Here is a 24,442-nt window from a genome sequence, read left to right as displayed (position 1 = left end):
GGCTCGGTCTTCTTTTATGCATGTTTTGCAAACGCGTTGGTAAAAGACACGCTGCGTATTTTGTATTGCTGTTGATAAGCAAGAATAAAATCTCGGATAGCGTCATTTACGGGGAAAACACAGTGGACGTCTAGGCCTTCTAAAAACTGATTGTCAGCCATATCCCAGAAGCTTTGAAGCGAATTACAAATGATTGTTCTCATAACAGTGCTCGTCTCGGCTTATTTAAAGTCAGATTAACAACTGTCCTTGGTGTGCAATACGGAGCTAACTAGTTTTTCAATTGCCCAGTATTTTAGGGTGAAGGCTACATTACATCACCTAGATCCATTCGTATTGGTTAAAAACCAATCACTAGCGAGCAGAGTATAGCCAACCAAATGTATATTTAAAAGATAAAATTGGAACAAAAATCAAGCAATGGTTTGCGCATTTCTAAGTTGGGTTTACATGATGACCCGCTAGTCCGGAGTAGGGTTTATGTGTGGCCTTACTCCTAAACAAACTCGTTCCTAAACAAGCTCGATGTGCAGGGTTGAGCGTTAATGAGCTGAATCCCGCACCTTGAGGTTTTGGTATAGCGGAACGTTAAGTTTCGCTCCCTGATTTAAGGTTAAGCTATAAATCTAACGCTAAGATTTTTGACTTACGCTGGAAGTTATATAACCCTTGTTTGGCTCCAGGCAAATAGTCGACACTGACTTCGTAAAAACCTTGCTCTCTAAACCAATGCAAACTATGTGTCGTGAGGACAAAAATCTGATCAATGGTTTCGGATTTAGAACGATGTTTCATGTAGTTGAGCAGTAACAAACCTCGGTTTCCATCACGATAGTCAGGGTGAATCGCTACGCAAGCCATCTCAGCTTTGCGCTCTTCTGGGTATGGATAAAGGGCAGCACAGCCAATAATCAAGCCGTCTTTTTCGATGATGGTAAATTTTCCAATCTCTTGCTCTAGCTGCTCTCGAGAGCGCCTAACGAGTACACCTTGTTCTTCTAAAGGACGAATGAGGTCTAAGATACCGCCAATATCGTCAATATTAGCTTGCCTCACTTGTTCAGCACTCGCCATAACAACTTGGGTTCCGATGCCATCGAAAGAGAACAACTCCTGAATTAAGGCGCCATCTACTTTATAACTGATCAAGTGGCTACGAGGTACTCCGGCACGGCAAGCGGCAATAGAGCCTTTAAGAAAGCGCAGTGTCCCAGTGTTGCAATCTAGGTCAGGATACGTATTTTCAGAAAGCGTTTTGATGACATGCTCCGCCTCAATTGGTAGTAACTCGGCGACAGCATTGCCGTTGTCATCAATGACACCTTGTTCGGAGCAAAAACCAATCAGCTTATCCGCACCCAGCTTTATCGCTAGTTGGGTGGCGACTTCTTCCGATAATAAATTGAAGCACTCGCCAGTCACAGAGCTAGCAATGGGACCTAGCAGAACAATTGAACCTTGATCAAGAGTGCGGTTGATAGCATCGGTGTCAATGCGGCGAATGCGTCCACTATGGCAATAGTCCACACCATCATCAACGCCGAGTGGTTGAGCAATGATGTAGTTTCCGCTAACAACATTGAGCTGGGTACCTGCCATCGGAGTGTTGTTGAGGCTCATTGATAGGCGCGCAGTAATCGCAAGCTGAAGTTGTCCGGCAGCTTGCATAACAACAGATAAAGCTGATTCATCCGTAATGCGGATATTTTTGTGGTAAGGCGTAGTGAGGTCTTGTTTTTCTAGCAGCTGATTAATTTGAGGACGTGCACCATACACCACCACTACTTTGATTCCGAGGCTGTGCATGAGTGCGATATCATTAATAATATTGCCAAAATTTTTGTGTGCGACGGCTTCTCCGCCCAGCATGATCACCATGGTTTTTCCGCGGTGAGCATTGACATAAGGTGTTGATTGACGGAATCCTTTTACGAGAGCAGTACTACGAATTTTCACTACAGCCATTCCTTTGTTTAATTATGTTAAAATAATGCCTTTTTATTCACTTGGTGGCAAGGTGAAATTTTGGAATAAAGCACAAACATATTGAGGTAGGTTCTTGGTCCCGTTAAGAGGGAAGGTTACAATGGTGGCGTCTTTCCTCAATACGTGAACCTCATGTCTTCTGCTGTTAATAAGAATGCTGCGATCACTGCTTCAAATCTGTCAAAAACGTCATCTAAATCAATGCTTCGTAAGTGGCTAGAGCGTTCTCTCATGCTTATAGCGATAGTTGGAACCGTTGTCGTGTGCATGCTGTATAGTGATTTGATTACTCGAACCATTAATCCGCCCATTCCCAAATCGACAATTTATGGTCGCTGGGTTGAGCAAGATGTTGCGCCTTATGCTCGTGAAGAATTTGTGTTGAGTGAGCGCGGTGTTACCGTAAATGGTTCTACAGTGGCGACCAGTTTTGAATTCGATGGGGATTCGTTTTCGTATCGAGTGGGTTCAAATGAGCGGCACTTCAATTTTGTGGGTAAGCAGCATGCAGAAATGAAGCTGGATGCCAATGCACATTATCTACCTGTATTCCGTTTAGAGGGGCGTGCAAGGATTGCGGTAAGATAGTCGTTTTTATCTTTGTCTGTTAAGCAGAGATCTCTTGCGTCTGTGAGTCACATGGATGATCACAATTTCATCTCTCAATCAGTAAATCTTACTTTCAAACATAATCCGGACAATTCCGTAATTCTTCCGCTGCTATCATGTTGTATTAACTGAATGAATTCACAACGAGTAAACGGATTGGCTTAGCGTTGAAACATTTTGTCGTTGCTTTTCAATTGCACCGTATGCATTTGTTTGCCATCCTTTTGCTATTCTCTTTTACGGAAAAGACACGTGTTAAAAAAACTCCTTCCTATTATCTCTTTGAGCCTACTCTTTGGCTGTGCTCAACAAAATGATCGTGCTCAGCAATATCTTGATGGTGAGTTTCCTCAGATCCTCAATCAAGTGGATGTGGTTGAGTCTAACAAACCACGCGATTTTACTGAATTTAACAAGCAAGCTGAGCAAGTGGTGATAAAGTCACCATCCATGGCGAAGATATACCAACCGCTATATCAACGATTAAGTGAGTGGGCGCAACAGAGCGGAGATACCAGTGCGTTGAGTGCGTTTGGCATTCAAGCCGCGCAATTGGGTGGTGGTGATAAAAAAGGTAATGTGCTGTTTACCGGATACTTTTCTCCCGTGATGGAGCTGCGTCATACACCAAACGACATTTTTAAGTACCCAGTTTATGGCAAGCCAAACTGCTCATCAGATTGTCCGACTCGTGCGGAGATCTACAACGGGGCATTAGATGGCCAAGGTTTAGTGCTAGGTTATGCGCCTAACCGTATTGACCCGTTTATGATGGAAGTGCAGGGCAGTGGCTATGTGCATTTTGAAGATGATGATACGTTGGAGTACTTCGCGTACGCAGGGAAAAATAATAAAGCTTACGTTAGTATTGGCCGCATTTTGATTGAACGTGGTGAAGTGCCGCGTGAAAAAATGTCTCTCAAAGCGATTAAAGAGTGGGTAATGGACAACGACGACGCAACAGTACGCGAGTTGTTGGAGCAAAACCCTTCTTACGTCTTCTTTGCGCCAAAAGCGGAAGCGCCAGTAACGGGATCGGCTGGTATTCCTTTGTTACCAATGGCCGCGGTCGCGGGTGACCGTTCTATCTTACCAATGGGCACACCAATCTTGGCGGAAGTACCATTGCTGAATGCGGATGGTACGTGGAGCGGTGCTCATCAACTGCGAATGCTGATCGTTTTAGACACTGGTGGTGCGGTAAAACAGAACCATTTGGATCTGTATCATGGCATTGGTGCGAGAGCAGGAACGGAAGCAGGGCACTACAAGCATTTTGGTCGAGTTTGGAAACTTGGGCTGGAAAACTCACCAACTCAAGCGCCTTGGGCTTTGCCGCCAGAAAAGCTACAATAGCGACCCAAGAAAGAGGAACCGCCTCTTATCTAGACATTTCATCAAAGAGTGCGTATAAATCGCACTCTTTGTTTTTCTATCGATCATCTGGACTTCAATATGCGTGAACTCGATACCCCAGCATCTGACAGCTACAATCAACGCTTTGGCGGCACTCGTCGTCTTTATGGCAACAGTGAAGTGGACATTCTTCGCGCTGCACACGTTTGTGTTATTGGTATTGGTGGCGTGGGTTCATGGGCGGTCGAAGCGCTGGCCCGTACTGGGATCGGTGAGTTGACTCTGATTGATATGGATGATGTTTGTGTCACGAATATTAACCGCCAAATTCATGCGATGACGGGCACCGTTGGCCAAAGCAAAATTGAAGTGATGGCCGAGCGTGTCAAATTGATCAACCCAGAGTGTAAAGTCAATCTGATTGATGATTTCATCACGCCAGACAATCAACATGAGTACTTAAGCAAAGAGTTTGATTACGTGCTAGATGCGATTGACAGCGTAAAAGCGAAGGCGTCTTTGTTGGCGTATTGCCGCAGCAACAAGATCAAAGTGATCACCACGGGGGGCGCTGGTGGTCAGGTTGACCCAACGCAGATCATGGTCGCTGATTTAACGAAAACGATCCAAGATCCTCTTGCGAAGAAAATCAAAGACACCTTGCGTTGTCATCATAACTTCCCTAAGAATCCGGCTCGTAAGTTTGGTATTGATTGCGTGTTTTCAACCGAGCAGCTGAAGTATCCTCAAGCAGACGGTTCAGTGTGTGGTGTGAAGTCGACAGCGGAAGGCCCAAAACGTATGGATTGCGCTAGCGGTTTTGGTGCGGCGACTGTCGTAACTGCAACGTTTGGCTTTGTCGCGGTATCGCGAATCGTTGAGAAGTTGATTTCAAAATATAAGCAGTAAACTAGAAGAAGAGCGCATCATGACAGATTTTCCCGTTTCTCCATTTGGTACAGATATCACCAGCGAAGACATTGTAGCGACTATGCAGCAATTTAAAGGCTGGGAAGATCGTTACCGTCAGGTTATTCAGTGGGGTAAAAAGCTGCCACAAATGCCAGAAGAGCTGAAATCAGAACAAGTTACCGTTTCGGGTTGTGAAAGCTTGGTGTGGTTAGTGAGCAAAGAGCAAGATGGCGTTTGGCATTTTTGTGCGGACTCCGATGCGCGTATCGTCCGTGGATTGATTGCCTTGGTGATGGCAGCTTATGACGGTAAAACGGCCGATCAAATTCAAGCATTTGATATTGATGCTTATTTTGAACAACTGGGGCTTGTCTCCCATTTAAGCCCGTCACGTGGTAATGGCTTGAAAGCTATTGTAGAGCAGATTAAGCAAACCGCCGTGTAACGAGTCATTTTCCCAATTCTTAAAAAACGCCGAATAGCCTAGCTGTTTGGCGTTTTTTGTATCTGAGTTGAGATATTTTTTGCAAATGGATAAAAAATATGCAAATGGTCGACTATTTTAGCGTTAATTAACCATTCTATTGATCCTGGTTCATTATATTGCCCACTTGGTTTTTATAAACTCAATTGTATTTAAAATTTGTCTATATTAGATAATAGACATATGCCCCACTCGCTCCTATTCCCCAATGTGGAAACACACTTGGAAGCGATTGGGTTACTTAGATACAAATGCTAGGAACCTCCCTATATGCAATTCACCTTGGAACATGCGCAAGACGTGTTATCCGGAATGCCAGACCCCACTTTTATTCTGAGTGAAGATGGTATCTATATTGATGTTTTTGGAGGAACAGATAAAAAAGCCTATCACGATGGAAGCAATTTGATAGGTAAGACACTTCACGGCGTACTTGAAAAAGATAAAGCCGACTGGTTTATCGAGCAGATCAGTCGATCACTGAAACAAGACAGTATTGTGACGATCGTGTACAAGATGTGCGCCGACAGCATTCAGGGAATAGATGCTAACAGTGGGCCAAGAGGCGACCTATACTACGAAGGCAAGATCTGCCCACTCGCTATAAAATACCGAGGTCGTCGCGTTGTCCTTATTCTTACACGCAACATCTCCAATCGCCACCGAGTTGAAACCCTTCTTCGCCATCAAAGCCAAATTGATGCTCTTACCAACATCTACAACCGACGTGTCTTTTTCGAAAAGCTCACAGAAGAAGTTATTAAATCCCAAGCTCCGGATTATCACTCCGCGTTGTTATTATTTGATTTGGATTTTTTTAAAGTCATCAATGATAAACGTGGTCATGATGCGGGGGATTATGTCTTAGAGACGTTAGCTGATTTGGTTTCTCACTTACTCGTCAAAGACGAAATTTTTGCAAGAGTCGGAGGGGAGGAGTTTGCGATTATTTTGCCAGAAACTTCTCTGTCGGCGGCGAAAGAGGTAGGAGAGGAAGTACGTTCCCACATTCAAAATTGTCAGTTCGAATTTGAAAAGATTGAAATTCCGGTCACGGTGAGTGTAGGCGTGGTGGAAATAGGCAGAAATGAAACCACCAAACGTTTGTATGCGCATGCAGATAAAGCGCTTTATGCTGCGAAAAGAAATGGCAGAAATTGCGTGGCGACTCTGGATAGGCAGATGGAGTAACCTTGTTGGTTACTCCAAATCAAACCGTTGGCGTTATAGCATGTCGACGGCTTTTTCTACGGCGGCGATGAGTCTTTCCACATCGTTCGTCGTGTTATAAATACCAAAAGAGACGCGTACCGTGCCTTTCACATTTAGCGCATCCATCAATGGGTGAGCGCAGTGGTGTCCTGCTCGTATCGCAATGCCTTGTTGATCGAGCAGCGTCGCAATATCTTGGTGATGAACGCCGTCCATGACGAACGTCAGTACAGAGGCATTCGGTTGATAGCCTAGAATATGAATGTCATCCAAAGCGCTTAGTGCTTGGTAGGCCTTATCCTGAAGCGCATGGAGATGAGTCTCTACTTCGTGATGGTCAAAACCTTGGTACCACTCAATGGCTTTCGCTAGAGCAATCGCGCCCGCAACGTTTGGTGTGCCCGCTTCAAATTTTCCAGGAAGTGCAGAAAACGTCGTTTTTTCGAAAGAAACGCGTTCAACCATTTTACCGCCGCCGTGCCATGGTGGCATGGCTTCCAAAAGTTCAAGCTTGCCGTATAAAACCCCAATGCCTGCTGGTGCATAAAGTTTGTGACCTGAGAAAACGTAGAAATCGATATCTGATGTCGATAAATCAAGTTGCTCATGTACGATGCCTTGCGCGCCATCAACTACAACAACCGCGCCAACGTTGTGCGCCAGTTCAGTGATTTTTTCGATAGGTTGGCGTGTGCCTGTTACGTTGGTTATTTGTGCGCAAGCAACAATTTTACAGCGGTCAGACAGAAGCGCCTCAAATGCACTGATGTCGAACTGGCAATCTGATGTCATCGGAACTTTAATGACTTTAGCACCCGTTTGTTCTGCCACGATTTGCCAGGGCACGATGTTGGCGTGGTGCTCCATCTCGCTAATCAAGATCTCATCACCTGGTTGTAACGTGCTACGGGCGTAGGTTTGAGCAATTAAGTTCAGTGCTTCGGTTGCGCCCCGTGTCCAAATGATCTCTTTAGAGCTGTTTGCACCAATAAAGCTTGCCACTCGTTCTCGTGCCGCTTCAAATTGGCTGGTGGCATTAGCCGTTAAACTGTGGCTGCCACGGTGAACATTGGCATTTTGCGCACTGTAGTAATGACTGATGACATCAATCACACATTGCGGTTTTTGCGTTGTCGCTGCGCTATCTAGATAAACTAAGGGCGTATCGTTGACGGATTGATTTAGAGCGGGAAATTGCTCACGTACAGCATTTACGTCAAACATTATTCTTCACCAAGCTTGTGGTAGTGCAGAGTAGGCAGAGGGATCATTGGTTCAGCAACTGACCATGCGTGTTTTTTACCTGAGAGTTGAATGATTACTTCCATCGCGAACTCTAAAGCTGTACCCGGACCTTGACTAGTGATCAGGTTGTGGTTGATATCAAAGGTCACGCGTTTGCTGCGCCACTTCTCTTCCGGGATATGTGACTGAAAGCTCGGGTGACAGGTCATCAGTGATTGTGGGAAAAGATCATGGTGTTGCAATACCAACGCTGGTGCTGCGCAGATAGCAGCGACCAATTTTCCCTCGTAGATGTGCTGCTTAAGGATTTCTATCATCACCGTGCTATCACGAAAAATTTCTGCACCACCAACACCACCAGAAAGCGCTATGGCGTCAAACTCATTATCAGCGATATCGACCAGTTTACAATCGGCTGTTAGTGTGACTCCGCGAGAAGCTTTCATCGTCAATGAGCCATCAAAAGCAGCACTCGCTACCGTAACGTCATAACCCGCGCGAACCATCATGTCGATAACGGTGACGGCTTCCATTTCTTCGGTGCCCGGAGCGATTGGCACTAAGATTTTCTTACTCATTGTTCTGTCCAGCTTTGTTCTATTTGTTTGATACGTTGGTAAAGTTTTAAATTCTCAGGCGTATTGATGCGATGTTTCTCGGCAGCCTTTAACAAGTATCCGGTTATAAAATCAATTTCCGTTCGACGCTGATGGAATACGTCTTGTCTCATTGAAGAATAGTTCTCAGCTGTGGCGTTCACCACTTGCAGTACCGTATCGAAAAGAGAGCGAAACTCGATAGCAATACCTTCTTTACTCATTACTTCAACCAGTTCTTGAGTGATGCTTTCGAGTTGTATCTTAAACTCGGGCTTCGCAAGTTCACCATTCTTACACTGCTGAATCGCAGTCAGTGGGTTAATCGCGCAGTTAATTGCTAACTTAGTCCATAACGCAGATTGGATGTGTGGATTCCAAATGGCCTCTGGAAGAGCATGATGCATAACATCTTGCAGAAAAGCGCACTGCATTCCTTTGTCATTATAACCACCCACTTGCGTTGTTCCGTGACCGGTATGCAGTACGTGTTGGTTATCTGGTTTGTATGCGCCGTGCGTCGTTGTGGCGAGCACGATAGGATTGTTTGGCAGAGCCTTCTCCACGCCAGAGGCGGTACCCATACCATTGTGCATCAGCATGATAATCGTGTCTGCGTTGGTATGAGGCAGTAAAGGCTGAATGGCGTCTTCCATTTGCCAAGCTTTTACCGTGATCAAAATTAGATCTGCTTTATTTACGGAGGAAATATCTTGATTACTGAATACGATTGCGGGTGTGTCATCCAACTGAAGTGATTGTTGTCTCTCTGAACTTCTTCCCCACAATGAAACATTGTGCCCGGCAAGCTTAAATTTTGTTGCCCAGAGTGAGCCCACCGCACCTGGACCGAGGATAAGGATATTCACCAAACGCTCTCATTAAAAAGGTTTGCTGCAAGGATAATGAGGGAAAAAAGGAAAGCAAATAAAAATGGCGCCGAAAGGCGCCATTTTTGAGCAAACTTAGTGGTTCAATTAGAACTTGTAAGTTACAGCTAGGTAGTGGCTTACACCAGTCGATTCTAGCTCAACACCTGGAGCAACTTGTAGACCGTCTTTTACGCCATATACTTCTTTGTATGCTTTCAGGCCGTAACCAACCGCGAAGCGATCTGAGTGCCAGTAAATGCCGTTGAACATTGCACCACCGTTTGACGCGGTAGTACCAAATTTGTTACCAGCATCATCATCCATACCGAATTGGTAATCAATGTAACCTTGGTAAGAAATGAATGAACCATTGTCGAAGAAGTAGAATGGTTTGAACCAGTTAGTCGAGATTTGGAAACCGTTCCAACCTTTGTTGTTGCCATCGTAAGTGCTGTACAGGTTTAGGCCGATTTTACCTAACCAAGGAACCATTACATCAGAACCTAAACCGATTTTCTGGTTGTTTACACCACCGTTGTTACCGCCCCATTCCATTAGAGATGCAATGTATAGCTCTTGAACTGGACCGAAAGATAGGTCTTTACCAGTTACGGCATCTAGAGACATACGTGGTGCAAATTTCATGAACATCTTGTCAGGAGCGCCGTTCTCAATTGACTTATCTTGGTTATCTTTAGTCGCTAGGTTAAATACGTCTACGTAACCGTATAGGTCGAAAATACCAGAGCGACCGCCAAATTCCATTTCTAGGTAATCGTGAGCGTTGTCGTCAGCGCCTTTAACTCGTGGCATTTCATCAATTGAGTACATGTAGTTGAACTGCATCCACTTGTAATCGTTTTTGTGGATATCGCCGTCAGAGTAATCTGCCGCCATAACTGGAGCTGAAGTAGCCGCTAGAAGGCTAAGAGCTAAAAGTGATTTACGCATAAGGGGACTCTCTATGTTTGTAATGATTCAGAACACGCAATCTATGCTGCGCTTTCCAATTGGCGGGAATAATAGCGATAAAAATCCCAAATGAAAGTGATAAAGGGTGCAAAACTGAACGTTTTTGGTGAGTTGTGTCACGAAATTATCTTTATTTACGGAACTTTTTGTTTGTTGCATTTGATTGCAATAAATGTGTGATTTGGATCGTTTGCGTAAGCGATTTTATGACTTTTTAAGCCAGTCGATTAACCAACATAAATCGTTAGTGATCGGAGTGATAAGGGATTCGTATGTATCCGTGAATCAAAGAGGACGTTTGAATGAAAGAAGTCATGTTATTCCCACTCACTTCAGTTGTACTCCCTGAGGGTAAAATGAATCTGCGCATTTTTGAGCCACGATATAAGCGAATGGTAAAGGAATGCAGCCTACAAAATGTGGGCTTTGGAGTTTGCCTGGTAGGAAGTGAAGGTGACCCTAAAGACGTGGGTAACGTTTCATCTATCGGAACTTTGGTCAGGATCGTTGATTTTGAAACACTCAGTGATGGCCTTCTTGGTATTACAGTTGCTGGTGAGCAACGCTTTGTTGTCAAACGCGTCCGTGCAGATGCGGATGGCTTACGTCATGCAGAGGTTGAATGGTTAGACAATTGGCAACATCTAGACAACTCACCAGATTTCTTCTTTTTAAGCCAGCAGTTATCCCATGTTTATGAAGAGTTTCCTCAACTTGGAAGCCTCTACCAGCATCGTTTTTACGATGACTCTGCTTGGGTTACTCAGCGTTGGCTTGAGTTACTACCCCTAGACTGCAATCTGTTCGAACAGCTAGTCGGCGCAGAGGACTGTATTCCTGCGTTGCAATTTCTGACAGAAGCCATAGAAGCCCCGACTAACAAAGAGGCAAGGATATGAAAGGATTTAATAAAGCTGCGCTAACTATTGTTGCGACATTAGGACTGGCGGCGTGTGGCTCCGACAGTGACACTATCGAGTATTCCAATTTACAAGCAGTGCACGCTTCTTCTGATGCGCCGCTTGCAAATGTGTGGATCAACGATAAACCATCATTAACGAATGTTGATTATGGTGTGGGATCTGGCTACGTTAAATTGCGAGAGGGGATGAATTCGATTCAGGTCGATGTTCAGCTCCCAGGTAATCAAACCGCGACCGTAATACCTAAAACAGAACTAGATCTTGATTCCGACCTCAATTATAACGTGTTCGTTGTTGGCGATGCCGATGGTTCGCCAAACCCAGTTGAGCCTTTAGTTGTGACTCGCAGCTCCGATTCAATGGCTGATGCCAATAGTCTAGATGTTCAAGTTGTTCATGCAGCTTCAGGCGTTCCTGCTGTTGATCTTTATGTCACTGAGCCAGGTGCTGCTCTTGCTAGCGCGACTCCAATAACTAACCTTGCTTACAGAGCTTCTACCGACGTATTGAACATCCCAGCTGGTGAGTATCAAGTTCGACTTGCCGTAGGAGACAGCGTTGCTTTTGACTCGGGCACAGTATCTCTTGCGGCTAACTCCAACTTGACGATTGCCGCTATCGGCACAGGAGATTCGAATAGCACGTCACCTGTCAAACTCTTGGTGTTGGACGGTTCTGGCTCTTCTATAATTGAAGATATGGGCAGCCAAGCTGAAGTAAGAGTCGGACACCTTGTCGATGGAGCGCCAGTCGTCGATGTTAACGTTAACGGGGCGGCCTTCGCTCCTCTTGCCGACTTAGCGTTCAAAGAGATTCGTGGTTATTTGGATCTTGCTGCTGGCGCTTACGATATTGACGTTTACGTGGATGGCACAACAACCAATCCGATCATAGATGTTGACGGGTTAATGGTTGCAGGTGGAATGGATTACAGTGTTTATGCAGTCGGTGTTGTTAGCCCAGCGATTGATATCGAAGCTCTGGTTGTTGAAGATATGAGACGCGCTGTGGCGACTAGCGCGACATTGAATGTGACACACGCGGCGGCTAATCCTATAGCGGAAATGGTGGATATTTACCTCACTACGAGTGCAGGAATAGATGGAAGTGATCCAACTATTGCTAATTTTGCGTATAAAAATAGCGTACAAGGATTATATGTCGCTGAAGGTACCTATTATGTAACGGTAACAGTGGCTGGTAACCCAAGTATTGTTGCGGTTGACTCAGCACCAGTCAATGTAATGAACGGTGTTGTGTACCAAGTCGTTGCCATTGATGATGGGAACAACGGTGGTTTCAACTTGTTGGTCGATGACGTGACCGATTAGGACGAATGGGAGGAGGAGACTCCTCCCACAAATTAAGGCCGATTATGATGAGTGATAGCCCGAAAAAACTGGGGCGCAGTGATTGGAACGATTACATGGATAAAGTGAAGGATCGAGACAAAGATGCGTTCGCTTTTGTATTCCGTTTTTACGCACCCAAGCTGAAGCAATTCGCTTACAAACATGTTGGTAATGAGCAAGTTGCTATGGAGATGGTGCAAGAGACCATGGCGACAGTTTGGCAGAAAGCGCACCTCTATGATGGTGAAAAGAGCGCGTTATCGACTTGGATATATACCATAATCCGAAACCTTTGTTTTGATCTGCTGAGAAAACAGAAAGGTAAGGAATTACACATTCATTCTGATGACATTTGGCCGTCAGAGTATTATCCACCAGATCTTGTTGATCACTATTCACCAGAACAAGATATGTTGAAAGAACAGGTGGTTAAGTTTTTAGATATATTACCGAAAAACCAGAGAGATGTTTTACAAGCGGTATATCTTGAAGAGTTACCTCATCAACAGGTCGCGGAATTATTTGATATACCCCTCGGTACCGTAAAATCCAGGCTGAGGCTTGCAGTAGAAAAGCTAAGGCATTCAATGCATACGGAGCAACTATGAACAAACACCCAGATAACAGCTTGTTAGAAGCATACGCTTCGGGAAGCATTGATGCAGTTTCTGGTCTTGTGGTCGCAACCCATTTAGAAACATGCACCAAGTGCCGAGCTTATGTGAACCAAGTCGAAGCAAGTCAAGCGAACATCGTAAGTGACATACCTTCTGAGTATGTTTCTGAATTTGACGACATGTTCAATGACATCATCAACGCGGAGCCAGCGACTGATAACATCGTGATCCGCGACTCTGCTGCTGTTAATGTGGCAGGAAAAAGCTTCGCTCTTCCTAAAACCTTAGCGCGTTTCTCTGACCTCGTAGGGTCATGGAGAAGTTACGGAGGCAAGGTTTTCAGTGCTCAGATTGACCTAGGGGAAGACGCTCGTGTCAGCTTAATGTACATCGGGGAAGATGTGCAAATTCCTCAACATACGCACAAAGGCCTGGAGTCTACATTGATCCTGCATGGCGGATTTAGTGACGAGGATGGCCAATATGAAGAGGGCGATTTGATGATTAGAGACGCATCAGTGAAGCACAGCCCTTACACTAAGGCCGGAGAAGACTGCTTGTGTTTAACCGTATTGACTGAGCCGATGATCTTTACTCAAGGCGTGGCACGTATATTTAATATGTTTGGTAAAGGGTTATACCCATAGACCTCTTATCTTATATCTCGCAAAACAAAAACCACCGAATTCGGTGGTTTTTTATATGTTTCGTTAATGCTTGTGACGTGCTTTTTCCAATAGAGCATCAAAGTAATGTCGTAGCGAGTACAACATAATCAAGCTTGGCACGACCATGACAGCGGTAAGCACGAAGAATGTGCTCCAATCATTAAGATAATCCACTAGCTCGCCACTGAAAGAAGCAAGAGTCGTCCGTCCGAAGTTTCCTAGAGAAGCAAGCAACGCATACTGAGTTGCCGAAAATGCTTGTCCGGTTAGAATCGTCAAAAATGAAACAAAAGCGACAGTTGAGAAAGCAGTCGTAAAGTTATCGACAATAATCGTGGCTAAGTACAAGTGCTCGTTTGGGCCTACCGAAGCAATCCAAGCAAACATCAAGTTACTGGCAGACATAGCAATACCACCGATCATTAATCCACGTACAATACCAAACCTAACGTTGAACATGCTTCCGACAAAAGTAAAGAAGATGGTGGCTCCCCAACCAATCAGTTTGGAGTAATAGCCAATTTGTTCATTGCTAAAACCAATATCTTTGTAGAACGCGATCGACATCCTGCCCAAAAACGCTTCGCCAATTTTAAATAGGAAAACGAACAGCAACAGAGTAATCGCGACACGGACACCATTGCGATTAAAGAAATCAAGGAAAGGTTCCACAACAGTCACGGTAAACCAAGCTACGACTTTCGAACCAACCACTTCTTTGTGGCGTTGTTCAGCGGCAGACTGAAGTTGTTCGCGTTGAGTCTTAGGTTCACCGACTAAAATCGTAAAGACCATTAGAATGCCGACTATCACCGCCATCCCGTAATACACACCATTCCAACCGACACTGTCAGCATTAACAAACGCTAAATAACCCGGTAGTGAATAACCTGTCCACCAGCCAATGACCGCCATTGCAGAAGCTTGAGGCAGTTTAGACTCTTCTGACTTTGGGAAAGTATCAATACGAAAAGCATCAATTGCGATGTCTTGTGTCGCTGAAGCCGTTGCAATACACAAGGCGAGTAGTGACGCAAACACCAAGTTTTCCGCTGGATTAACACCGGCAATAAATAGGGTAGCGACGAGTACGATACTTTGACAAAAGAAAATCCAGCTACGTCTTTGCCCCAGCAGTCTAAAGAGGACTGGCAGCTTCACGCGGTCAACCAGAGGTGCCCACAGAAAGTTGATCGCATAGACCGCAAAAACGCTACCAAAATAGCCAATTGCGGAGAGGGTCAAGCCGGCATCTTTTAGCCAACCTGACATGTTTGAACCGATAAGAACCCACGGAAAGCCGCTAGAGCAGCCCAGCATGAAAACCCACATGAGTCGTTTATCGAGGTAACTTTTTACCGTTTCCAACCAAGTGATGGAAGGTAATGAAGACATAAATCAATCCAATAAAATGAAGCCGTTGAAAGAGAAAGCCCTTCGATTATTCAAAGGGCTTATCGTTTTGGCTATTTAAGTAGTGTAGCTTTGGTGATGACGATTTGCGTCTCTGGTACATCACGCATTCGGCCTACCGTCGTGGTCGGCTGCTGAGCCATTTTCTGGATAACGTCGAACCCCTCAGTAACCTCACCAAATACAGCATAACCTGGTGGTCGAGCGCCATAGTTGAGAAAGTCATTGTCGACTAAGTTGACGAAAAACTGACGAGTTGCAGAGTTTGGTGCATTGGTTCGTGCCATGGCGATGGTAGCACGGTCATTGTTTAGACCATTATTTCCTTCGTTTTTGATTGGCGCGTATGTTTTCACCATCTGCATATCTTGGTTAAAGCCGCCACCTTGTGCCATGAAGCCTGGGATAATACGATGAAAAATAGTACCCTCGTAGCTCCCATCTTCTACATATTTTAGAAAATTAGCGACAGTGATAGGTGCTTTCTCTTCGTTTAACTCAACCGTAAATGAACCAAGTGTCGTTTCAAACGCTACTTTTGGTCCAGCCCAAACGCTGCAGCTGAGTAGTGCTAAGGACAGAATCGCTTTGCGTAACATTAGAAACGCTCCTGCATGTATTGACGAAGCTCAGGGTCATTGGCAATCTCTTTAAGCGTCAATGTCACCACATCATTCAATGTCTCTTCAATATCGGCATCAGAAGCACTCAATGTGCCAGATCGCTTTGCTGTACCTGTATAAGTTTTGACTAGCTTGCCCTCAGGTGTCTCTGCTGTGATTTCCAGCACAACTTTAGCATCCATCTCATTTTCCATCACCGAATGCTTCACGTTGACCAACGCTTCTTGAACGCTCAATTCAATCGCGTTGTTGCTGTTTAGATCCGCATGGAAACCTTGAGATGAGAATTGCTTCTCTAATGCTTCTTCTAACGCAATACGTAAATTCTGTTTAGCATGAAGAGGAAGAATGTTCGAACGGCCGTTATCCACCAACGCCACGTACTGCGCTGCACGTACATCTTTGCTGGTCAAACTGTAAGTCTTGCCTTGAACAATTGGATTGGTGCTCAATGTGCTTTCTGGCATCAGGTTCAGCTGAGGTTGTTGAGGGGCTGAACACGCAGCAAGCAACGCAACCGAAGCCGCAAGTACCAATTTTCTCATTTTATTATTCCTTTTAACTATTTTGCTAAAGCTTATTTTGCGCTTAATTTAGCAGGATTTTTTGTAGCCTGTAAAATCACAAACTTATTGTTGGAAGCGATAAGTTTCACATTTTTATCTCCAAACAGACGTTTGAGTTTTGCGTCGTACCCGAGGTGACGATTTCCGATAACCAGTAAACGGCCATTTTCACTTAATACTTGTTTAGCATCGCAGAACATTTGCCAAGCAATATGATCGGTGATTGCCTGTTGTTGATGAAACGGTGGATTACACATAACCATAGAGCTGCTGCTGTGTTTAAAACCGTCCAAGCAATTGTTCGCTATGCACTGTATGTCTCTATTTTCACCAAGGTTGTCGCGTAGGTTCTGTTTTGCTGATTCAAGCGCCATAAAACTTTCATCAACACATGTTAGCCGAGCATTTGGATTCAACTGACCAAATTTAACAGACAGAACACCATTGCCGCAGCCAAGGTCGATGACATTGTCTATCGAAGGGTCTTGAGGCAGGTGCTGCAGCATAAAGCGTGCACCTAAATCTAAACTTTCTCCTGAATAGACATTTGGCATGTTCTTGAGTTCGATATCTTCGCCATCAACGCGCCAAGTCGTGAAAGGCATTACTTCAATCGGAGGCTCAACTGTTGCTTGAGAAAACACCAATCTGTGCTTTTTCCAGGCCAAAGATGTTTTTGTTTCGCCTAAGTATTTTTCAAACAGTTTTAGCGTCGAAGTATGAATGTCTTTCGCTTTATTGACTGCAATGACGGGGCAGGAAGCCGGTAGCGCCTTTCTTAATTGGCTTAGTATCCACACTAGATGGCGGTTACTTTTGGGCAGTTGCAGCAAGACGAGATCAATATTGGCAGGAACGAGGTCCATCGTGGTGGCAAATGCTACTTTATTGCACTGGTTTTGCTCGAGATTTTGCTGTGCACCTTTATGTGAGATGAATGAATCACTCATTAGCGTTACATGGTGCTTTTCCGAAAACCAGCAGGAGAGGGCACCAAAGCTGTCATTAATCACGAGGATGTTTTGATTGTCTGGCAAAGCAAGCTCTTCAACATGATTAATAAGATACTCATCACCGGCATCCCACGCTTGTAGCGTTTCGTTACTAAGTTTTGGGAAACGATGAAGTGTTAAGCTTCGCTCGTGAAGGTTCAGTTCGGTTTTCATAGCTAAATGTAAGTTGATTTAGAAATTAAGTGTTATTGTCGCAAATGATGACGTGTCGAGATACAAAAAGCTGTCAAATTTTACGAGTTCAGTGATGGCTGCTCTTTAGACATGTTCGTGGAGTCAAGCGCCTTGAGACAATATGTCTACAAAGTGCGTCAATAATGAGAGTGACGTTTGAGTGATGCATGTCTGCTTTACTTAGGTATATACTTATGGAATTCGCATCAATGAGGAACGAATATGATCCAAGAAATCATAGAGAAGAAACTACACAGTGAGCTGCAACCCAGCTATCTCAAAGTCATTAATGAGAGCTACATGCATAATGTGCCACCAGGCTCAGAGAGTCATTTCAAAGTGATTGTTGTGAGTGATTCGTTCGCGGGACAGCGTTTGATTGGGCGCCATCGTCAAGTTCATCAAATTTTGGCAGATGAACTGGACAACCACATTCATGCATTAGCTATTCATACATATACTGATGAAGAGTGGAAGCGTGAACAAGATGGCGCCCCTGATAGCCCGATGTGTATGGGTGGTGGTCACTAAAAACGCAAGATATAAAGGTGCAGAGAAAGGTGGCTTAAGGCCATCTTTTTTCGTTTTACATTCTTTAGGGACGTTAACGTGGCACAAATTCTGGTTAAAAAATGTGTTAACAGTGTTTCAACAAATGAATGGAAATTGCAGAATATTTCAGGCGATGAATATCACTTTTCCATAAGATATGTATGGAATATGGCATTTGTGCGATGGGTCAAAGTTATGACTATTCTTTGACCTTTTAGACCTGATTCTACCGAAATAACCCCTCTATTCTAATGATTGATCATGGCATCAAGTTCCTAAAAAATGCTAGACTACGGCACCTGATAAATCTCGCGTATTCCTTGTGACGAGATTTTTAATAGGATGTTGCGATTTTGATGTTTAAAACAACATCAAAACCGGACACTGATGTCGTGTCTAAAAGTTACGCAATCAAAAGAATCTTTTTCCCGATAAAAGTAGTGCAAGTGCGTATGATTACAATAAAGAAGGGCTTGGATCTTCCTATCGCAGGAACTCCATCCCAGGTGATTAATGATGGTAAGACCATCAAAAAAGTCGCCTTGCTTGGCGAAGAGTACGTTGGCATGCGACCTACCATGCATGTCCGCGTTGGTGATGAAGTGAAAAAAGCGCAAGTTCTTTTTGAAGATAAAAAGAACCCAGGCGTGAAATTTACTGCACCAGCAGCCGGTAAAGTGATCGAAGTTAACCGTGGCGCTAAACGTGTCCTTCAATCTGTAGTGATTGAAGTGGCAGGTGAAGAGCAGGTGACATTTGATAAGTTCGAAGCCGCTCAACTTTCAGGTCTAGATCGTGAAGTGATCAAGACTCAGTTGGTTGACTCTGGCTTATGGACCGCTTTACGTACTCGTCCGTTTAGCAAGGTTCCTGCAATCGAGTCTTCTACTAAGGCTATTTTCGTAACTGCAATGGATACTAATCCACTAGCAGCTAAGCCTGAGTTGATCATTAATGAGCAACAAGAAGCATTCATTGCTGGTCTAGACATTCTTTCAGCCCTGACAGAAGGCAAGGTTTACGTATGTAAATCTGGCACTAGCTTGCCACGCTCTTCACAGTCTAACGTAGAAGAACACGTCTTCGATGGCCCTCACCCAGCAGGTCTTGCTGGCACCCACATGCATTTCCTATACCCAGTAAATGCAGAGAATGTGGCATGGAGCATCAACTACCAAGACGTTATCGCGTTCGGTAAGCTGTTCCTAACTGGTGAGCTATGCACAGATCGTGTTGTGTCTCTAGCTGGCCCAGTTGTGAATAACCCTCGTCTAGTTCGTACCGTAATGGGTGCAAGCTTAGATGACCTAACAGATAACGAGCTGATGCCTGGCGAAGTTCGTGTGATCTCTGGTTCAGTACTAACAGGTACACATGCAACTGGTCCACACGCATACCTTGGCCGTTACCATCAACAGGTTTCTGTATTACGTGAAGGCCGTGAAAAAGAACTATTTGGCTGGGCAATGCCTGGTAAGAATAAGTTCTCGGTAACTCGCTCTTTCCTTGGTCACGTATTCAAAGGTCAGTTGTTCAATATGACAACGACGACCAATGGTAGTGATCGTTCAATGGTTCCAATTGGCAACTACGAACGCGTAATGCCTCTAGATATGGAGCCTACTTTGCTGCTTCGTGATCTATGTGCCGGCGACACAGACAGTGCTCAAGCACTGGGTGCGCTTGAACTGGATGAAGAAGATCTAGCATTGTGTACCTTTGTATGTCCAGGTAAGTACGAGTACGGTACGTTACTTCGTGAATGCCTAGATACTATCGAGAAGGAAGGGTAATTTTCATGGCTCTTAAAAAGTTTCTTGAAGACATCGAGCATCATTTTGAGCCTGGTGGCAAACACGAAAAATGGTTTGCCCTGTACGAAGCTGTAGCAACAGTTTTTTACACGCCAGGTATCGTAACAAATAAAAGCTCGCACGTTCGTGATAGCGTTGACCTAAAACGTATCATGATCATGGTTTGGTTTGCGGTGTTCCCAGCAATGTTCTGGGGTATGTACAACGCAGGTGGCCAAGCTATTGCAGCACTTAACCACATGTACGCTGGTGACCAACTAGCGACAGTTATCGCAGGTAACTGGCACTACTGGCTAACAGAAATGCTTGGCGGCACTATCGGTGCGGAAGCGGGTGTTGGCAGTAAGATGCTACTAGGTGCGACTTACTTCCTGCCAATCTACGCAACAGTATTTATTGTTGGTGGTTTCTGGGAAGTGTTGTTCTGTATGGTGCGTAAGCACGAAGTTAACGAAGGTTTCTTTGTAACTTCTATCTTATTCGCACTTATCGTTCCACCAACGCTACCTCTATGGCAAGCGGCGCTAGGTATCACATTTGGTGTTGTTGTAGCAAAAGAGATCTTCGGTGGTACAGGTCGTAACTTCCTTAACCCTGCACTTGCAGGTCGTGCATTTCTATTCTTCGCTTACCCAGCGCAAATTTCGGGTGACGTAGTATGGACTGCAGCTGACGGCTTCTCTGGTGCTACTGCTCTTAGCCAATGGGCTCAAGGTGGTAACGGTGCTCTAGTTAACACAGTAACTGGCGCTCCTATCACTTGGATGGACGCGTTCATCGGTAACATCCCTGGCTCTATTGGTGAAGTATCGACTCTAGCTCTAATGATCGGTGCAGCGATGATCGTTTACATGCGAATAGCTTCATGGCGCATCATTGCGGGTGTAATGATCGGTATGATCGCAGTATCGACTCTGTTTAACGTGATCGGTTCTGACACTAATCCAATGTTTAATATGCCATGGCATTGGCACCTAGTTCTAGGTGGTTTTGCATTCGGTATGTTCTTCATGGCAACGGACCCAGTATCAGCGTCATTTACTAGCAAAGGTAAATGGTGGTACGGCATCCTAATTGGTGCAATGTGTGTGATGATCCGTGTAGTTAACCCAGCGTATCCAGAAGGTATGATGCTGGCGATTCTATTCGCGAACCTATTCGCACCTCTGTTCGACCATGTAGTGATTGAGAAGAACATCAAGCGGAGACTAGCACGCTATGGCAAGTAATAACGACAGCATTAAAAAGACGCTGGGTGTTGTTATCGGGTTGAGCCTTGTTTGTTCAATCATCGTATCAACAGCAGCAGTAGGTCTGCGTGATAAGCAAAAAGCTAACGCTGTCCTAGATAAGCAATCAAAGATCGTTGAAGTTGCAGGCATTGACGCAAACGGTAAGAAAGTACCAGAGCTATTTGCTGAGTACATCGAACCTCGTCTAGTAGACCTTGAAACAGGTAACTTTACTGAGGGTAATGCATCTACGTACGATCAACGTGAAGCATCAAAAGATGCAGAACGTTCAATCGCATTGACACCAGAAGAAGACGTAGCTGATATCCGTCGTCGCGCGAATACAGCAGTGGTGTACCTTGTAAAAGATCAAGATGAAGTCCAAAAAGTTATCCTGCCTATGCACGGTAAAGGACTATGGTCGATGATGTATGCCTTTGTAGCCGTTGAAACTGATGGTAACACTGTGTCTGCTATTACTTACTACGAGCAAGGTGAAACTCCTGGACTTGGTGGTGAAGTAGAGAACCCTTCATGGCGCGATCAATTCATTGGCAAGAAATTGTACAATGAAGATCACCAGCCAGCGATTAAGGTCGTGAAAGGCGGCGCACCGCAAGGTTCTGAGCACGGTGTTGATGGCCTATCAGGAGCGACGCTCACTAGTAATGGTGTTCAACACACATTTGACTTCTGGTTAGGTGATATGGGCTTTGGTCCTTTCCTAGCAAAAGTTCGTGACGGAGAACTTAACTAATGTCTAGTGCACAAAACGTTAAAAAGAGCATTCTAGCGCCAGTATTGGATAACAACCCAATCGCGCTACAAGTTCTTGGTGTATGTTCTGCTCTTGCAGTAACAACTAAACTAGAAACAGCTTTTGTAATGACACTAGCGGTAACATTTGTAACTGCGTTGTCTAACTTCTCTGTTTCATTGATCCGTAACCACATTCCTAACAGTGTGCGTATCATCGTTCAGATGGCAATCATCGCATCGTTAGTAATCGTGGTAGACCAAGTGCTAAAAGCTTACCTATACGATATCTCTAAACAGCTATCTGTATTCGTTGGTCTGATTATCACTAACTGTATCGTAATGGGTCGTGCTGAAGCATTCGCAATGAAGTCTGCGCCAGTACCATCTCTTATTGACGGTATTGGTAACGGTCTAGGTTACGGCTTCGTTCTTATCACTGTAGGTTTCTTCCGTGAGCTATTTGGCTCAGGCAAACTATTTGGTCTAGAAGTTCTACCTCTAGTGAGCAACGGTGGTTGGTACCAGCCTAACGGCCTAATGCTACTAGCACCATCAGCATTCTTCCTAATCGGCTTCCTTATCTGGGTAATCCGTATTCTGAAACCAGAACAAGTAGAAGCGAAGGAGTAAGGACGTCATGGAACATTACATTAGTCTGTTAGTTAAATCGATTTTCATCGAAAACATGGCTCTGTCTTTCTTCCTAGGTATGTGTACTTTCCTTGCCGTATCTAAGAAGGTTAAGACCTCTTTCGGCCTAGGTGTTGCAGTTGTGGTAGTTCTGACTATCGCTGTTCCTGTGAACAACCTAGTATACAACCTAGTTCTGAGAGAGAACGCGTTAGTTGAGGGCGTGGACCTTAGCTTCCTAAACTTCATCACCTTTATCGGTGTAATTGCAGCACTTGTACAGATTCTAGAGATGGTCCTAGACCGTTTCTTCCCACCTTTGTACAACGCGCTAGGCATCTTCCTACCGCTGATCACAGTAAACTGTGCAATCTTCGGTGGTGTATCTTTCATGGTACAACGTGACTACAACTTTGCTGAATCGATCGTTTACGGTTTCGGCTCTGGTGTGGGCTGGATGCTAGCAATCGTTGCTCTTGCAGGTATCCGTGAGAAGATGAAGTACTCTGACGTACCTCCAGGTCTACGTGGTCTTGGTATCACATTTATCACTGTAGGTCTTATGGCGTTAGGCTTTATGTCTTTCTCTGGTGTTCAACTGTAAGTCGGGTAAACCGCAACAATTAAGGAATAGTCAATGGACATTATTCTTGGTGTAGTGATGTTTACTCTGATCGTACTTGCACTAGTACTAGTGATTCTTTTCGCTAAGTCTAAGCTTGTACCAACAGGTGACATTACAATTTCTGTGAACGATGACCCTTCTCTGGCGATCGTTACACAACCAGGTGGTAAGCTACTGAGTGCTCTAGCAGGTGCTGGCGTATTCGTATCTTCTGCTTGTGGTGGCGGTGGCTCATGTGGTCAGTGTCGCGTAAAAGTTAAATCAGGTGGTGGCGACATCCTACCAACCGAGCTTGACCATATTACTAAAGGTGAAGCGCGTGAAGGTGAGCGTCTAGCGTGTCAGGTTGCAATGAAAACTGACATGGATATCGAGCTTCCTGAAGAAATCTTCGGCGTTAAGAAGTGGGAATGTACTGTTATCTCTAACGATAACAAAGCGACATTCATCAAAGAGCTTAAGCTACAAATTCCAGATGGCGAATCAGTACCTTTCCGTGCTGGTGGTTACATCCAGATTGAAGCTCCTGCTCACCACGTGAAATACGCAGACTACGATATTCCTGAGGAATACCGTGAAGACTGGGAGAAGTTCAACCTTTTCCGTTACGAGTCTAAAGTTAATGAAGAGACCATTCGTGCATACTCTATGGCTAACTACCCAGAAGAGCACGGTATCATCATGCTTAACGTTCGTATCGCAACTCCGCCGCCGAACAACCCAGACGTACCACCAGGCATCATGTCTTCGTACATCTGGTCTCTAAAAGAAGGCGACAAGTGTACTATTTCTGGTCCATTTGGTGAGTTCTTTGCGAAAGATACAGATGCAGAAATGGTATTCGTTGGTGGTGGTGCTGGTATGGCTCCAATGCGCTCACACATCTTCGACCAACTTAAGCGTCTGCACTCTAAGCGTAAGATGTCTTTCTGGTACGGCGCACGTTCTAAGCGTGAAATGTTCTACGTAGAAGATTTCGATATGCTACAAGCTGAGAATGACAACTTCGTATGGCACTGTGCACTGTCTGATCCACTTCCAGAAGATAACTGGGATGGTTACACTGGCTTTATTCACAACGTTCTTTACGAGAACTACCTACGTGATCACGAAGCGCCAGAAGACTGTGAATACTACATGTGTGGTCCACCTATGATGAACGCTGCTGTAATCGGCATGCTAAAAGATCTAGGTGTAGAGGATGAAAACATCCTACTAGATGACTTCGGTGGTTAAT

At 44.7% G+C, this 24,442-nt stretch carries 26 protein-coding genes; 16 read left to right on the top strand and 10 right to left on the bottom strand.

Going from position 1 to position 24,442, the window contains the following annotated elements:
• Positions 1-14: 14 nt before the first annotated feature.
• Positions 15-203 (bottom strand): hypothetical protein, encoded by a 189-nt coding sequence (locus R7Z41_RS10850; RefSeq protein WP_005380230.1) that lies wholly within the window; start codon positions 201-203, stop codon positions 15-17.
• 415 nt (positions 204-618) lie between these two features.
• On the bottom strand, positions 619-1,956 hold the full coding sequence (gene argA / locus R7Z41_RS10845) for an amino-acid N-acetyltransferase (RefSeq protein ID WP_005391719.1): 1,338 nt from the start codon (positions 1,954-1,956) through the stop codon (positions 619-621).
• Positions 1,957-2,118: 162 nt separating this feature from the next.
• On the opposite strand from argA, the gene R7Z41_RS10840 reads away from it, so the two are divergent.
• The 5 genes from R7Z41_RS10840 (at position 2,119) to R7Z41_RS10820 (ending at position 6,538) form a co-directional block, all read left to right on the top strand.
• The gene (locus tag R7Z41_RS10840) at positions 2,119-2,574 is read left to right on the top strand and encodes a DUF2850 domain-containing protein (RefSeq protein WP_005380234.1); all 456 of its coding nucleotides are present in this window, start codon (positions 2,119-2,121) and stop codon (positions 2,572-2,574) included.
• A gap of 273 nt (positions 2,575-2,847) precedes the next feature.
• On the top strand, positions 2,848-3,951 hold the full coding sequence (gene mltA, locus R7Z41_RS10835) for a murein transglycosylase A (protein WP_005391723.1): 1,104 nt from the start codon (positions 2,848-2,850) through the stop codon (positions 3,949-3,951).
• Positions 3,952-4,050: 99 nt separating this feature from the next.
• A complete protein-coding gene (gene tcdA / locus R7Z41_RS10830; protein WP_225477692.1) occupies positions 4,051-4,860 on the top strand; it encodes a tRNA cyclic N6-threonylcarbamoyladenosine(37) synthase TcdA in 810 nt (269 codons plus the stop codon).
• 19 nt (positions 4,861-4,879) lie between these two features.
• Positions 4,880-5,308, top strand: coding sequence for a cysteine desulfurase sulfur acceptor subunit CsdE (gene csdE, locus R7Z41_RS10825; RefSeq protein ID WP_005391725.1), 429 nt, complete (start codon positions 4,880-4,882; stop codon positions 5,306-5,308).
• Positions 5,309-5,617: 309 nt separating this feature from the next.
• On the top strand, positions 5,618-6,538 hold the full coding sequence (locus tag R7Z41_RS10820; protein ID WP_318136362.1) for a GGDEF domain-containing protein: 921 nt from the start codon (positions 5,618-5,620) through the stop codon (positions 6,536-6,538).
• A 33-nt stretch (positions 6,539-6,571) separates the two neighbouring features.
• Here R7Z41_RS10820 and csdA read toward each other — a convergent pair whose 3' ends face one another.
• The 4 genes from csdA to R7Z41_RS10800 form a co-directional block, all read right to left on the bottom strand.
• Positions 6,572-7,783 (bottom strand): cysteine desulfurase CsdA, encoded by a 1,212-nt coding sequence (gene csdA / locus R7Z41_RS10815; RefSeq protein ID WP_170890495.1) that lies wholly within the window; start codon positions 7,781-7,783, stop codon positions 6,572-6,574.
• Positions 7,783-8,382: a DJ-1 family glyoxalase III gene (locus R7Z41_RS10810; RefSeq protein ID WP_170890494.1), complete on the bottom strand. Its 600-nt coding sequence runs from the start codon at positions 8,380-8,382 to the stop codon at positions 7,783-7,785. Before R7Z41_RS10810 ends, csdA begins: the two co-directional genes overlap by 1 nt.
• Positions 8,379-9,269, bottom strand: coding sequence for a 2-dehydropantoate 2-reductase (gene panE, locus R7Z41_RS10805; RefSeq protein ID WP_054865702.1), 891 nt, complete (start codon positions 9,267-9,269; stop codon positions 8,379-8,381). The genes R7Z41_RS10810 and panE overlap by 4 nt, the downstream gene beginning before the upstream one ends.
• 108 nt (positions 9,270-9,377) lie before the next feature.
• On the bottom strand, positions 9,378-10,223 hold the full coding sequence (locus R7Z41_RS10800) for an outer membrane protein OmpK (protein WP_005391741.1): 846 nt from the start codon (positions 10,221-10,223) through the stop codon (positions 9,378-9,380).
• Between the two features lie 323 nt (positions 10,224-10,546).
• Between R7Z41_RS10800 and R7Z41_RS10795 the strand changes: the two genes are divergently transcribed.
• From R7Z41_RS10795 to R7Z41_RS10780, 4 genes are read left to right on the top strand one after another with little or no spacing between them, the layout of a single operon-like run.
• Positions 10,547-11,143 carry an LON peptidase substrate-binding domain-containing protein gene (locus R7Z41_RS10795; RefSeq protein ID WP_017636020.1) on the top strand — a complete coding sequence of 199 codons (597 nt, stop codon included), beginning with the start codon at positions 10,547-10,549 and terminating at the stop codon, positions 11,141-11,143.
• A complete protein-coding gene (locus tag R7Z41_RS10790; RefSeq protein WP_225477690.1) occupies positions 11,140-12,498 on the top strand; it encodes a DUF4397 domain-containing protein in 1,359 nt (452 codons plus the stop codon). The genes R7Z41_RS10795 and R7Z41_RS10790 overlap by 4 nt, the downstream gene beginning before the upstream one ends.
• A 44-nt stretch (positions 12,499-12,542) precedes the next feature.
• Positions 12,543-13,127: an RNA polymerase sigma factor gene (locus R7Z41_RS10785; protein ID WP_017636022.1), complete on the top strand. Its 585-nt coding sequence runs from the start codon at positions 12,543-12,545 to the stop codon at positions 13,125-13,127.
• On the top strand, positions 13,124-13,783 hold the full coding sequence (locus R7Z41_RS10780; protein ID WP_005380256.1) for a ChrR family anti-sigma-E factor: 660 nt from the start codon (positions 13,124-13,126) through the stop codon (positions 13,781-13,783). The genes R7Z41_RS10785 and R7Z41_RS10780 overlap by 4 nt, the downstream gene beginning before the upstream one ends.
• 63 nt (positions 13,784-13,846) lie before the next feature.
• Here R7Z41_RS10780 and R7Z41_RS10775 read toward each other — a convergent pair whose 3' ends face one another.
• The 4 genes from R7Z41_RS10775 to R7Z41_RS10760 all read right to left on the bottom strand — a co-directional run bounded on the left by R7Z41_RS10775 (position 13,847) and on the right by R7Z41_RS10760 (position 17,572).
• A complete protein-coding gene (locus R7Z41_RS10775; protein WP_005380257.1) occupies positions 13,847-15,199 on the bottom strand; it encodes an AmpG family muropeptide MFS transporter in 1,353 nt (450 codons plus the stop codon).
• A 71-nt stretch (positions 15,200-15,270) separates the two neighbouring features.
• On the bottom strand, positions 15,271-15,816 hold the full coding sequence (locus R7Z41_RS10770) for a peptidylprolyl isomerase (protein ID WP_005380258.1): 546 nt from the start codon (positions 15,814-15,816) through the stop codon (positions 15,271-15,273).
• Entirely contained in the window at positions 15,816-16,385 is a 570-nt protein-coding gene (locus R7Z41_RS10765) for a YajG family lipoprotein (protein WP_005380259.1), read from the bottom strand. The genes R7Z41_RS10770 and R7Z41_RS10765 overlap by 1 nt, the downstream gene beginning before the upstream one ends.
• A gap of 32 nt (positions 16,386-16,417) precedes the next feature.
• Entirely contained in the window at positions 16,418-17,572 is a 1,155-nt protein-coding gene (locus R7Z41_RS10760; protein ID WP_158156795.1) for a methyltransferase, read from the bottom strand.
• 243 nt (positions 17,573-17,815) lie between these two features.
• On the opposite strand from R7Z41_RS10760, the gene bolA reads away from it, so the two are divergent.
• The 7 genes from bolA to nqrF all read left to right on the top strand — a co-directional run bounded on the left by bolA (position 17,816) and on the right by nqrF (position 24,441).
• Entirely contained in the window at positions 17,816-18,124 is a 309-nt protein-coding gene (bolA, locus tag R7Z41_RS10755) for a transcriptional regulator BolA (protein ID WP_005380262.1), read from the top strand.
• A gap of 473 nt (positions 18,125-18,597) precedes the next feature.
• The gene (locus R7Z41_RS10750) at positions 18,598-19,938 is read left to right on the top strand and encodes a Na(+)-translocating NADH-quinone reductase subunit A (protein ID WP_005380264.1); all 1,341 of its coding nucleotides are present in this window, start codon (positions 18,598-18,600) and stop codon (positions 19,936-19,938) included.
• Between the two features lie 5 nt (positions 19,939-19,943).
• A complete protein-coding gene (locus R7Z41_RS10745) occupies positions 19,944-21,188 on the top strand; it encodes an NADH:ubiquinone reductase (Na(+)-transporting) subunit B (RefSeq protein ID WP_005380265.1) in 1,245 nt (414 codons plus the stop codon).
• Positions 21,178-21,948, top strand: coding sequence for a Na(+)-translocating NADH-quinone reductase subunit C (locus R7Z41_RS10740; RefSeq protein ID WP_005380267.1), 771 nt, complete (start codon positions 21,178-21,180; stop codon positions 21,946-21,948). Before R7Z41_RS10745 ends, R7Z41_RS10740 begins: the two co-directional genes overlap by 11 nt.
• Positions 21,948-22,580, top strand: a complete 633-nt coding sequence (locus R7Z41_RS10735) for an NADH:ubiquinone reductase (Na(+)-transporting) subunit D (RefSeq protein ID WP_005380269.1) — start codon at positions 21,948-21,950, stop codon at positions 22,578-22,580. Before R7Z41_RS10740 ends, R7Z41_RS10735 begins: the two co-directional genes overlap by 1 nt.
• 7 nt (positions 22,581-22,587) lie before the next feature.
• Positions 22,588-23,184, top strand: a complete 597-nt coding sequence (gene nqrE, locus R7Z41_RS10730; RefSeq protein ID WP_005380270.1) for an NADH:ubiquinone reductase (Na(+)-transporting) subunit E — start codon at positions 22,588-22,590, stop codon at positions 23,182-23,184.
• Between the two features lie 33 nt (positions 23,185-23,217).
• Positions 23,218-24,441 (top strand): NADH:ubiquinone reductase (Na(+)-transporting) subunit F, encoded by a 1,224-nt coding sequence (gene nqrF, locus R7Z41_RS10725; protein WP_005380271.1) that lies wholly within the window; start codon positions 23,218-23,220, stop codon positions 24,439-24,441.
• Position 24,442: the final 1 nt, after the last annotated feature.

Origin of the sequence: Vibrio sp. 1457, from assembly GCF_033340195.1 — a bacterium.
Taxonomy (GTDB): Bacteria; Pseudomonadota; Gammaproteobacteria; order Enterobacterales; family Vibrionaceae; genus Vibrio; species Vibrio alginolyticus.
This window is presented reverse-complemented; position numbering and strand designations above follow the sequence as displayed.